This window comes from Paraburkholderia unamae (assembly GCF_003268775.1).
In the GTDB taxonomy this organism is placed as follows: domain Bacteria; phylum Pseudomonadota; class Gammaproteobacteria; order Burkholderiales; family Burkholderiaceae; genus Paraburkholderia; species Paraburkholderia unamae.
The window spans coordinates 105,098-117,188 of the sequence record NZ_QLSU01000014.1; the positions used below are offsets into that span (position 1 = coordinate 105,098).

Annotated in this window: 10 protein-coding genes; 8 read left to right on the forward strand and 2 right to left on the reverse strand. The window is 64.8% G+C overall.

Annotation, left to right across the window (positions count from 1 at the left end; genetic code table 11):
• The first annotated feature begins 317 nt into the window (after nt 1-317).
• The 8 genes from C7401_RS23095 to C7401_RS23130 all read left to right on the forward strand — a co-directional run bounded on the left by C7401_RS23095 (nt 318) and on the right by C7401_RS23130 (nt 10,195).
• Nucleotides 318-2,027 carry a DUF1302 domain-containing protein gene (locus C7401_RS23095; protein WP_112173727.1) on the forward strand — a complete coding sequence of 570 codons (1,710 nt, stop codon included), beginning with the start codon at nt 318-320 and terminating at the stop codon, nt 2,025-2,027.
• 20 nt (nt 2,028-2,047) lie between these two features.
• Complete coding sequence (locus tag C7401_RS23100; protein WP_112173728.1) at nt 2,048-3,424, forward strand: DUF1329 domain-containing protein; 1,377 nt, start codon at nt 2,048-2,050, stop codon at nt 3,422-3,424.
• Between the two features lie 198 nt (nt 3,425-3,622).
• Nucleotides 3,623-4,708 (forward strand): WD40/YVTN/BNR-like repeat-containing protein, encoded by a 1,086-nt coding sequence (locus C7401_RS23105; RefSeq protein WP_112173729.1) that lies wholly within the window; start codon nt 3,623-3,625, stop codon nt 4,706-4,708.
• Between the two features lie 30 nt (nt 4,709-4,738).
• Complete coding sequence (locus tag C7401_RS23110) at nt 4,739-7,192, forward strand: efflux RND transporter permease subunit (RefSeq protein ID WP_258397195.1); 2,454 nt, start codon at nt 4,739-4,741, stop codon at nt 7,190-7,192.
• A 53-nt stretch (nt 7,193-7,245) separates the two neighbouring features.
• A complete protein-coding gene (locus C7401_RS23115; protein WP_220092840.1) occupies nt 7,246-8,178 on the forward strand; it encodes a thiamine pyrophosphate-dependent dehydrogenase E1 component subunit alpha in 933 nt (310 codons plus the stop codon).
• Nucleotides 8,175-9,167, forward strand: a complete 993-nt coding sequence (locus C7401_RS23120; RefSeq protein ID WP_112173730.1) for an alpha-ketoacid dehydrogenase subunit beta — start codon at nt 8,175-8,177, stop codon at nt 9,165-9,167. Before C7401_RS23115 ends, C7401_RS23120 begins: the two co-directional genes overlap by 4 nt.
• Nucleotides 9,168-9,193: 26 nt before the next feature.
• Nucleotides 9,194-9,424, forward strand: a complete 231-nt coding sequence (locus C7401_RS23125) for a biotin/lipoyl-containing protein (protein ID WP_112173731.1) — start codon at nt 9,194-9,196, stop codon at nt 9,422-9,424.
• A 21-nt stretch (nt 9,425-9,445) separates the two neighbouring features.
• Nucleotides 9,446-10,195: a 2-oxo acid dehydrogenase subunit E2 gene (locus C7401_RS23130; protein ID WP_112173732.1), complete on the forward strand. Its 750-nt coding sequence runs from the start codon at nt 9,446-9,448 to the stop codon at nt 10,193-10,195.
• Between the two features lie 259 nt (nt 10,196-10,454).
• Here the strand turns inward: C7401_RS23130 and C7401_RS23135 are convergent, their stop codons facing one another.
• Nucleotides 10,455-11,246, reverse strand: coding sequence for an enoyl-CoA hydratase/isomerase family protein (locus C7401_RS23135; RefSeq protein WP_112173733.1), 792 nt, complete (start codon nt 11,244-11,246; stop codon nt 10,455-10,457).
• Between the two features lie 30 nt (nt 11,247-11,276).
• A complete protein-coding gene (locus C7401_RS23140) occupies nt 11,277-12,086 on the reverse strand; it encodes an enoyl-CoA hydratase/isomerase family protein (RefSeq protein ID WP_112173734.1) in 810 nt (269 codons plus the stop codon).
• Between the last annotated feature and the right edge of the window lie 5 nt (nt 12,087-12,091).

A 12,091-nucleotide genomic window follows, 5' to 3' on the forward strand; every position in this document is an offset into this window, starting at 1 on the left:
ACTACCACGGTGTCAGCACGACGGCACATCCGCACAGCGCTTATTCCACCGCTCATTCCAGCGTATCTCCGGGCTTCCCGCCGTTAGCGCCGCGCGGCACGTCAACGCCGGTGAGGATCTCCGCGGCACGCTCAACCCGGCGGGAAACAGTCATCCAAAAAGCGTGTTTGAAAAATTATTGACTGCATGAGAACGGTATGCCAGCATACGAACACGGTGACGAAAAAGGGTGCCGGTAGTGAAAGAGAAAGGTCCAGGCGGCGCAAGACAGGTCAGCTTCGGGCCACACATAACATACACATGGAGACGATACGCAAATGGCGGAGGAGACTAGGAGCGAGTTCCACAGATTCTGGCGTGCGGTGCTGGCGCTCAGTGTCGTTACGATTTGCGCGCTGCCGGGCGTGGCGCGCGCATGGCAGTTCGACACCGGCATTCCGGACCTCACGGTCCAGTGGGACAACACGGTGCGATACAACCTGGGCATTCGCGCCGAGGATTGCGATCCCAACATTTGCGGCAACGGCAAGGGCGCCGGCGACGTGACCGCGCACCAGTCCGATTCGAAGTTCGCCAAGGCGGGCGATATCGTTCAGAACCGTATCGACCTCGTGTCGGAACTCAACGTCATCTACAAGAACGACACCGGCGTTCGGGTGAGCGGCACGGGCTGGTACGACTTCGCGTATGCGGGCGGGCCGTCGGGCGATCCCTTCTTCCTCTCGCAAGGGATCAACGCGTTTCCGAACAACAAGTACACGAGCTATATCGACCGCTGGAACAACGGGCCTTCCGGGCAACTGCTCGACGCCTTCGCGTTCACGAAGTTCAACGTCGGCAGCGTGCCGATCAGCGTGAAGCTCGGTCAGCACGAAATCTACTGGGGCGAGTCGCTTTTCTGTTTCGTGTGCGGCGTGGCGTACAACCAGGGACCGGTCGATATCCGCAAGGCCATGACCGACCCCGGCGCGCAGGCGCAGGAACTGTTCCTCCCGCGCCCGCAGATCTCGTTCTCCGCCGCGCTTCCTTATAACCTCACGCTGGCGGGCCAATACTTCTTCGACTGGCAGGCGTCGCATCTGCCCGACGGCGGCACCTATTTCGGTCCGGCGGACTTCTTCACGCTGGGCGGCGGGACGGTGGTGCCGATTCTCGGTGTGCCGACCAACTTCGTGGGCAAGCAGAACCCCGACCACCAGACCGGCGACTTCGGCATCGCGCTCAAGTGGCACCCGGAGTGGCTCGACGGCACCGCCGGTTTCTACTATCGCGAGTACACGACCACCTTCCCGCAGATGGTGATCGACGGCGTGTCGAACGGCGTGCTCAACGTGGGCCTGAACTACAACGCGCCGCGTGAACGGATGTTCGCCTTCAGCTTGTCCAAGCAGATTGCCGGCATCTCGTTCGGCTCGGACCTGACTTACCGCACCAACGCCGAGCTTTCCGCTTATCCGTTCGCCAACGTGATCCAGCAGAACCTCTCGGGCGCTGACTGGATTCCGCGCGGCGACGTGTTCACGGCGGTGGCGAACATGGTGGCGTTCGTCGGCAAGACACCGATTTTCGACTCGGCGACGTTCACGGCCGAAGTGAATTACGCAGGATTGCAGAAGGTGACGCACGACCCGTACAGCCTCTATTACGGTCTTGCGCAGAACTGCGGTTCGGACGGCGTGGCGACGCACCACGGCTGCCCGACCCGGAACGCAGTGGGCATCGCGGTTCAGTTCATGCCGATCTGGTACGGCGTCGGGCCGGGCATGAACCTCAGCATGCCGCTGTTCGTCGGCGTCGGACTGAGCGGCAATTCGCCGGTCATGTTCGGCGACAACCAGGGCCAAGGCTCGTACAGCATTGGCTTGAGCCTCGATATCCAGCAGCAGTACACGGTGTCGCTGAAGTACAACGGCTTCCTTGCCTTGCATAGCAACGACAGCCTCGGCGCCGCCTCGTTCAGCAATTCGAGCCTCGGGAAGTATTGGGACCGCAACTGGGTGTCGTTGACACTCGAGGGCAAATTCTAGGCATCATCAGGAGACGCAACATGATTCGCACCATTCGATTCGTGCCCACCGTACTTGCACTGGCGTTCGCGGGGCAAGCCTTCGCCGCGGTGAGCGCGGACGACGCAAAGCAGCTGGGCGGCGCCACGCTCACCAGTTTCGGCGCGGAGAAAGCGGCCAGCAAGGACGGCTCGATTCCGGAGTACGACGGCAAGGGCATCGCGCCGCCGGCCGACTGGGATCCGAAGCAACCGGGCCGCCGTCCGGACCCGTTCCACGAGAAGCCGCTTTTCTCGATCAACGCGCAGAACTGGCAGACCTATGCGGACAAGCTGACCGAGCTGCAAAAGGAGATGTTCAAGAAGTACCCGGACTACCGCATGGACGTGTACCCGTCGCATCGCACGATGGTGTTTCCGAAGTACGTAATCGACAACACCTTGAAGAACGCGACGTCGTGCAAGGCGGTGGACAACGAACTGCGCCTCGACGGTTGCTATGCGGGCATTCCGTTCCCGCTGCCCAAGACGGGCAAGGAAGTGATGTGGAACCACCTGCTGTTCTACGGCACCCCGACCAACGCCGAAAACCAGCGCACGTGGCACGTGCCGCCCAATGGCAGCGCGTATCTCGCCAGCGCCTCGCATGGCTTCGAGGCGTTTCCGATCTACGATCCGAAGCGCACCACGCCGCTTGACGGCAAGGACGTCTACTGGCGCGTGCGCCTCGACGACTACGCGCCGGCGCGCGCGAACGGCCAGAAGCTGATCCTCGTGAACGCGGTCGACCAGGTCAACATCGGCCAGCGCGCCTACCAGTATCTGCCGGGCCAGCGGCGTGTGAAGCTCGCGCCGGACCTCGCGTACGACACTCCGTCGCCGACCAACGGCGGCGTCGGCACGGTGGACGACGCGAAGCTGTTCCTCGGCGCGATGGACCGTTTCGACTTCAAGCTCATCGGCAAGTCGGAGAAGTTCCTCGCCTACAACACCTATGGCGCGACCGACTACAAGACCTGCCCGGAGGACAAGCTGGTTTCGACCAAGCACTTCCCGAACCCCGACTGCATCCGTTGGGAACTGCACCGCGTGTGGGTGGTGGACTCGACGCTCAAGCCGCAATTCCGCCATATCTACCATCGACGCACGTTCTATTTCGATGAGGACGGTTACGGCGCGGGCATCCAGGAAGCCTATGACGCCTCCGGCAAGCTGTATCGCGGCGCGTTCAACACCTTCTATACGTACTGGGAAAAGGACGGCGGCAACGACGGCTCGGTCGTCAATCTCGACCTGATCACCGGCGAGTACGTGATGCAGGGTACGGCGGGCGCACCGGGCGCCGGGTTCTGGCCGGTCGAACCGAAGCCCGATGTGTTCTACAGCCCCGAGGCGCTGGCCGGGGAAGGGATCAACTAGCTTCCGGCGGTACGAGTGGGCTCTCGCGAAGTCAGCACACGAATGAGCGTCCGCTCTCTTGCCGCGACGGATGGGGCGGCGCCGCGCCGTCGCGAGCGACGTACATGAACGAGCGCAATGTTTTGGGCTATGAGGTGCACAGTGCTATTACTTGAGAGTCTTCGCAGCGTTTGCAGGGCGGCGCGCGGCCGTCACGCGATGTGGGGCAGCGCCGTCGGGGTGTGTGTTGCGGCGCTGCTGGCGGCCGCGCCCGCGCACGCATTCGAGAATCCGGAGCGTACGCCCGCGATGTCGAGCACGCTGGCGGCGCGCTCGCCGCTGATCGGCACGGCGCGCGCGGGCAAACGCATTGTCGCGGTGGGCTTGCGCGGGCATATCGTTTATTCGGATGACGAAGGAAAAAACTGGCGGCAGGCGAGCGTACCGGTTAGCACGGATCTGGTGGCGGTCTCGTTTCCCACGGCGCAGCAGGGCTGGGCGGTGGGGCACGGCGGGATCGTGATTCACAGCGTGGACGGCGGCGCCACGTGGACCAAGCAGATGGACGGCGAACGCTTCTCCGCGCTGGCGGTGAGCTACTACGGCAAGCTTCAGCAGACCAATGCGTCGCCCGAGACGAAGCGCGCGCTGAACCAGGCGCAGACACTCGCGACGGACGGCAGCACGCGCGCCTTGCTCGACGTGTATTTCGACAGCGAAACGAGCGGCTTTGTCGTCGGCACCTTCAACCGCATCTATCGCACGGAGGACGGTGGCAACACCTGGACGCCGTGGATGGAGCGCTCGGGCAATCCGCGCGAACTGCACTTCTATTCGATTCGGGGCGAGAACGGCCGCGTGCTGTTGACAGGCGAACAGGGGATGGTCTGGCAACTCGACGCGACGCGCACGCATTTCGAACCGATCCAGACGCCCTATAAGGGCACGCTGTTCGGCTCGGTGCTTTCCGGCGCGGACATCTTCGTGTTCGGCATGCGCGGCAGCCTGTTTCATAGCGCGGACAGCGGCCGGACCTGGGAGAAGGTCAAGGTGCCGAGCGAGGCGGGCATCACGGGCGGCATGGCGCTCGGGCCGGGCCGCATGCTGCTCGTCAACCAGGCGGGCACGGTGCTCTATACCGGCGACGACGGCAAAAGTTTCGAGACCGTCAAGCTGCCCCACCCGATGGCCTATTACGGCGTGGGAGACGCACCGGACGGCAACATCGCGCTCGCGGGTTCGCGCGGCGTGCGGGTGGAGGCATTGCCCGAAGCGGACCGCGCGGCGACACGCGGTGCGAATTGATCGAATCGCGCTAAAGAAGGCATAGACATCATGGTGACAACAGGCAGCGACGAGTCGATGGCGGTCGTTTCGGACCCCAAAGATTTCGACCAGAAGTCGGGGAATTTGCTGGAGCGGCTCATTTTCAACCACAGAATCTGGGTGGTGGCCGGCTGCATCTTCCTCACTCTGTTTTTCGGATTCCAGTTGCGTGGGCTGGTCGTGGGCGCGAGCTACGACAAGATGCTGCCGCACGCCCACCCGTACATCAAGAATTTCCTGGAGAACCGTGGGGAGTTGCGCGGCCTCGGCGACACGTTTCGCGTGGCTGTGGAGAATCCTCGGGGCGATATCTTCGACCCGGCGTATCTCGACGCGCTCGCGAAGATCAATGACGAAATCTTCCTGCTGCCGGGCGTGAACCGCGCGTGGATGAAGTCCATCTTCACGCCGGTCGTGCGCTGGACCGAGGTCACCGAAGACGGCTTCGTCGGCGGGCCGGTGTTGCCCGACACGTTCAACGGGTCGCCCCAGTCGATCGAGCAGTTGCGCATCAACATCGCGCGCGCGGGCGTGGTGGGCAGCCTTGTTTCGAACGATTACCGTTCGAGCATGATCATCGTGCCGCTGCTCGGCGACGGCGCCGAAGGCAAGCGCGTGGACTATCACGCGCTGTCGGTCGCGCTCGACGAGATTCGCGCGAAGTACAGCAAGCTCGGGCCCGACGGCAAGCCGCTCGTGCGCGTGCATGTCATCGGTTTCGCGAAGCTCGTGGGCGATCTGATTCAGGGCCTGGGCGAGGTGATGTACTTCTTCCTCGCCGCGGCCGCGGTCGCGACGATCATCATCTTTCTGTTCACGCGCTGCGTGCGCAGCACCGTGCTGGTCGTTGCCTGCTCGTTGATCGCCGTGGTCTGGCAACTCGGCATGGTATCGATGCTCGGGCGCGAACTCGATCCGTTCTCGATCCTCGTGCCGTTCCTCGTGTTCGCGATCGGCGTGTCGCATGGCGCGCAGAAGATGAACGGCATCATGCACGACGTCGGCCGCGGCACGCACAAGTGGGTGGCGGCGCGCTACACCTATCGGCGTCTGTTCTTCGCGGGCATGACGGCGCTGCTTGCCGACGCCGTGGGCTTCGCGGTGCTGACCGTAATCGACATTCCCGTGATTCGCGAGCTGGCCCTGACCGCGAGCCTCGGCGTGGGCGTGCTGATCTTCACGAACCTCATCCTGCTGCCGGTGCTGCTTTCGTATGTGGGCGTGAGCAGGAAGGCGGCACTGCGCGCGCTCGCGCAGGATCAGGACGAGGCGCGCGGCAAGGGCATGGGCCGCATCTGGACCGTGCTCGAGCGCTTCACGGAAAAGCGCTGGGCGATCGGCGCGGTCGTGCTGGCCGTGATACTGGGCGGCGTGGGCTACGTGGGCGGCATGAAGCTGAAGGTGGGCGACCTCGATGCGGGCGCGCCCGAATTGCGGCCCAACTCGCGCTACAACCTCGACAACGCGTTCATCACGAGCCACTACGGCATTTCGAGCGACGAACTCGCCGTGATGGTCAAGACGCCCGCCGGTAAATGCGGCACCTTCGAGAACCTCACGGAAGCCGACCGCCTGGCGTGGACGCTCGCGCAAGTGCCGGGTGTGCAACGCACTACGTCGCTGGCTGACACGATTCGCTCGTACACCATGGGCTCGTTCGACGGCAACCCGAAGTGGATGACGATCAGCGAGAGTCAGAGCCTGATCGACCCGCAGGTCAATAACGCGGTGGCGTGGAATTCCGAGTACCTGAACGGCGATTGCACGCTGCTGCCCGTCATCGCCTATCTGTCCGACCACAAGGCCGAGACGCTCGACCGCGTGATCCAGGCGGCGAGCGACTTCGCGGCGCGCCACGACACGAGCGAGCGCAAGTTCCTGCTCGCCGCGGGCAACGCGGGCGTGGACGCCGCGACGAACATCGTCGTGAACGAGGCGAATCACACGATGCTGCTGTACGTGTACGGCGCGGTGATCCTGCTGTGCGCGATCACGTTCCGCAACTGGCGCGCGGTGGTGGTGGCGGTGCTGCCGCTCGCGCTCACGTCGCTGCTGGCCGAAGCCGTGATGGCGGCGCTCGGCATTGGCGTGAAGGTGGCGACGCTGCCGGTGGTGGCGCTGGGCGTGGGCATCGGCGTTGACTATGCGCTGTATCTGCTGAGCGTGCAGCTCGCGCAGCAGCGCCTGGGCCTGAGTCTTTCGCAGGCCTACAAGAAAGCGCTGGGATTCACCGGCAAGGTGGTGGGGCTCGTGGGCGTGACGCTCGCGGCGGGCGTGGTGACGTGGGCATGGTCGCCGATCAAGTTTCAGGCCGACATGGGGATCATGCTGACGTTCATGTTCCTCTGGAACATGGTGGGCGCCCTCGTGCTGATTCCGGCGCTCTCGTGGTTCCTGCTGCGCGGCGTTCGGCAAAGACAGACGACGGCGGTCGTTCAACTGGATGGACTGGGAGGACAATGATGAATCGACAAGCGGGACCGGATAGAAAGACGCTGGTGGAGATGTACCGGAAGATGACCTTGATAAAGCAGAACGACGAACGGTTCCGCTCGGTCATCAAATCCGGCAAGCTCGTCTTGCCGTATTACTCGCCGCGTGGCCAGGAGGTGATCCCCTCGGCGGTTTCGGTGCATCTCACCAACGAAGACTACGTGTGCACGATCTATCGCGGCATGCACGACATGCTGGCCAAGGGCGTGCCGACGAAGCTGCTGTGGGCGGAATTCGCGGGCAAGGCCACCGGCACCTGCAAAGGCAAGGGCGGCCCGATGCACATCACGCACCCGGAAAGCGGCGTGATGGTGACCACCGGCATTGTGGGCAGCAGCATGCCCATCGCCAACGGCCTGGCGCTCGCCGCGCAGGTGCGCGGCGAGTCGCGCGTGAGCGTGGCCTACTTCGGCGACGGCGCGAGCAATATCGGCGCGTTTCATGAAGCGCTCAATCTGGCCGCGGTGTGGAAGCTGCCCGTGATCTTTGTGTGCCAGAACAATCAGTATGCCGAACATACGAAGTACGAAGTGGGCACGGCAGCCGCGCGCATCGCCGATCGCGCCGTGGCGTATTCGATGCCGGGCGTGCGCGTGGACGGCAACGATCCCGTCGCCATGTGGAGCGCGGCGCGCGACGCCGTGGCGCGTGCGCGCGCGGGCGAGGGACCGACGCTCATCGAAGCGATGACTTTCCGCTTTCACGGCCACGTATTCGGTGACGCGGACGGCTATATGGAGCCGAAGGAGAAGGCCGCCGCCATGGAGCGCGATCCGGTGCCGGCGTTTCGCACGTGGCTCATCGAGCGCGAACATGCCACGGAGCCGGAACTGGCCGCCATCGAAGCGCAGGTCGAGAGCGAGATCAACGAGGCGCTCGAGTTCGCGATGTCGAGTCCGTATCCCGACGTGGCCGAGCTGAAACGGGACGTCTACGCACAGGAGCTCACAGCATGAGCGAGGCAACGAAGAACGTGAATACGATCCAGGCGATCAATCTGGCGCTGGATCACGCGCTGGCCGAGGACCCGCGCGTGCTGGTGTTCGGCGAGGACGTGGCCGATCGCGAGGAAGGCGGCGTGGTGGGGGTGACCAAGGGGCTCTCCACGAAGCACGGCGCGAGCCGCGTGCGCTCGACGCCGATCTCGGAGCAGGCGATCGTGGGCGCGGCCATCGGCGCGTCGATCGCGGGCATGCGTCCGGTGGCGGAGATCATGCTGATGAACTTCACCGCAGTGGCGATGGACATGATCACCAATCACGCCGCCAAGCTGCGTTTCATGTCGGGCGGACAGACCAGCGTGCCGCTCACGATCCGCACCATGACGGGCGCGGGCTTCAGCACGGGCGGCCAGCACTCGGACTTTCTGGAGGCGTGGTTCGCGCACACGGCGGGGCTCAAGGTCGTCGTGCCCTCTACGCCCGCGGACGCCTATGGCCTCCTGCTCTCCTGCATCGACGATGAGGATCCCTGCATTTTCGTCGAAAACATGGTGAGCTACTGGACGCCCGGCGAGCCGCCCGTGCCGGGCCGGCGCATTGCGCTCGGCAAGGCCAACATCGTGCGCGAGGGCAGCGACGTGACCGTGATCGGCTACAGCCGCCAGGTGGCCGACATCAGCGCCGTTGCCGAAAAGTTCGCGAAGGAAGGCGTCAGCGTGGAAGTGATCGATCTGCGCACGATCTCGCCGCTCGATACCGAAACCATCCTCAACTCGGTGGCGAAGACGCGCCGCGCCGTGATCGTCCACGAGGCGGTCAAGAACTTCGGCGTGGGCGCCGAGGTGGCCGCGTGCATTCAGGAAGCACTCTTTGGCCAGCTCAAGGCGCCGGTGCGCCGGGTCGCTTCGGCGTTTTGCCCCGTGCCGTTCGCCAAGCCGCTGGAGGCCGCGTTCGTTCCTGGGCAGGACCAGATCGAAGCCGCCATTCGTTCGACGCTGGATTGAATCACTTTATCGACGCAGGGGTTAGTGTGACTACACAAGTTCTTTTTCCGAAGATCGGCTTCTCGATGGAAGAGGGCACGCTCGCCGAGTGGCTCGCGGCCGACGGCGCGGACGTGGCCGAGGGGCAGCCGCTCTACGCGCTGGAAAGCGACAAGTCGGTGCAGGAGATTCCCGCGCCCGCAAGCGGCAAGCTCAAGATACATGGCGCGATCGGCGAGCTTTACAAGGTCGGCGATCTGCTGGCCGAAATCGGTTGAGCCTCGGAACGGGAGTTCGCAATGAGCCACACACTTGAACTCGCCTTGCCGCCGTGGCCCGATGTCGATTACGCCGCGTTCGGTGAAATCGAAACGGTCCCGCTGTCGCGCATCCAGAAGCTCGGCGCGGGTTATCTCGCGCGCAACTGGGTGACGATACCGCATGTCACCCACCAGGACGAGGCCGATATCACGGCGCTCGAACCCGTGCGCAAGCGCCTGAGCGAGGAGTCGGGCGTCAAGGTCACGCTGCTGCCGTTCCTCATCAAGGCGGTGGCGGCGGGACTGGCGCGCTTTCCGGCGTTCAATGCCTCGCTCGACGCGGACGGGCAAACCCTCGTGCTCAAGAAGTACTTCCACGTCGGCTTCGCCGTGGATACGCCGAAGGGCTTGATCGTGCCCGTGGTGCGCGACTGCGAGCGCAAGAGCGTGGTCGAGCTTGCGTCCGGGATCGCCGCGCTCGGTGCGCGGGCGCGCGACAAGGGCCTGCCGATGGCGGACATGGTGGGCGGCTGCATGACCGTCAGCTCGCTCGGCCATATCGGCGGGACGGGCTTCACGCCTATCGTGAACGCGCCCGAGGTGGCGATACTCGGCGTGATGCGCGCGCAGTGGAAGCCGCAGCGCGAAGGCGACGGCATGAGCTGGCGGCTCATGCTGCCGTTGTCGCTGAGCTACGACCACCGCGTGCTGAATGGCGCCGACGTGGCGCGCTTCGCGGCGCATCTCGCCGACATGCTGGCGAAGCCGGAGAGCTTCCCGCTTCTCTGAGTGTCGCCCCGGCGCTGTAGCGGCCCGCGCCGACGGCGCCTGCCTTTACCTTGCGTATATTCCCATGCACATCGGAGTGCCCGCGGCCACGCGGGCGAACGAAACCCGCGTTGCAGCGACGCCGGAGAGATGGTGTTCGGCGATGCGAAGCAGGTTATCGAGGAGATGGTGAAGGCGGCGAGCCGGGCGGTTGGTGTGTGGCCGGTGTGCGGCGCGAGCGTCGTCAAATGAAAACGCTCGCGCCGCGCCGCTCAGGCGCTCAGTCGAACTTCGCGCCGCTGCGCGAGAGCATGGCGGTGACGCCGTTGCCGAAGTCGGTGCTTTGCGCGCAACGCGCCACCGCATCGGCCTCCATGGCGAGCAGGCGCGAAAAGTCAGGATAGGCCGCGCTGTTCAAAAGCCGCTTGGTGCCCGCCATTGCCACCGACGGTCCGGCGGCAAGACGCGCGGTCAGTTCGCTCACCTTGTCGTCCAGTTCCTCGTCGGCAACGACGCGCGTGACGACGCCAAGTTCGAGCGCCTCGTGCGCGTCGATGCGCTCGCCGAGCAGGGCAAGGCGCTTGGCCGCTTTCACGCCCATCGCCCCCACGAGCAGCCCGCTCAACCCGCAGTCCAGGCTCAGACCAATCAGCACATGTGCGGCGAGAAAATAGCTGCTGCTGCCGCAAATCACGAAATCCGCGGCGAGGCACAGGGCCACGCCCGCACCGGCCACGGAGCCGCGCGTGGCCACGACAATCGGCTTGCTGCAATCGAGCAGCACTTGGGGCAGCCGGTTGCCCACCATCAGGCGGCGCTCGAACACGTCGTAGCGTTCGTCGGGCGGCAGCGTCAGGGGCTCGTGGAAGCTCTTGACGTCGCCGCCGCCGCAGAAGTGCGCGCCCTCGCCGCGCAGCAGGATGCATTTGACGTCGCGCTCGCTATCGGCCAGGCGCACGAGTCGAATCAGTTCGCCCGTGAGTTCGGGGCTCAGCGCATTGCGCGCGTCGGGACGATTGAGCGTGATGGTGGCGACGCGGCCGGCCACGTCATAGGTGATCTGGGTAGTCATGGTGACGATCCGTAGAGAGTGGGGCGGAGATCACGGCGCGGGAAAGCGCGGCTTGCGGCCCTCGCGAAAGGCGGCAATGCCCTCCTTGAGTTCGCCGTTCTGGAGCAGCGTCAATCCTTCGCAGGCAAGCGAGTTGTCGAGCACCGAAGCGATCATCTGGCGCAGCGGCAAGTTGGTGCACATCTTGGTGTAACGGATGGCCGACTGCGCGCCGTTGGCGATCTGCCGGGCGAAGCGCTGCACGGTGGCGTCGAGATCCGCCTCGGCCACGCTGTAGTTGATGAGGCCGATGCGCGCCGCCTCGCCGGCGTCGAGACTATTGCCCGTCAACAGGAACTCCTTGGCCCGCGCATAGCCCACGAGTTGCGGCCAGATAAGCGCGCCGCCGTCCCCGGCGACGAGACCGATGCGCACGTGCGGGTCGGCAATGCGCGCGCTGTCCACGGCCACGATGATGTCGCACAGCAAGGCCAGCGTCGCGCCAAAGCCGATGGCGTCGCCGTTGATGCGGCAGATCACCGGCTTGGGGCATTCGAGCACGCCCGCGACGATCTTGCGGCCTTCGCGCAGCGAGTGCAGAAACGGCTGGCGATGCTCGATCTGCCGCGTGAGCCAGTTTAGATCGCCGCCCGCGCAGAAGGCGCGCCCCGCGCCGGTCAGGACGACGACCGAAACCTCCGCGTCGTCGGCGAGGTCGTCGAAGATCGTCGCCAGTTCGCGGTGCAGCGTGGCGTCGATGGCGTTCAGCGTGTCGGGCCGGTTGAGCACGACGGTGGCCACACCGGCCTCTTTCGTGATCGCAAGGCTCTCGTAGCGTGCGTAGTCGATGGTGGGTTCCATATCGG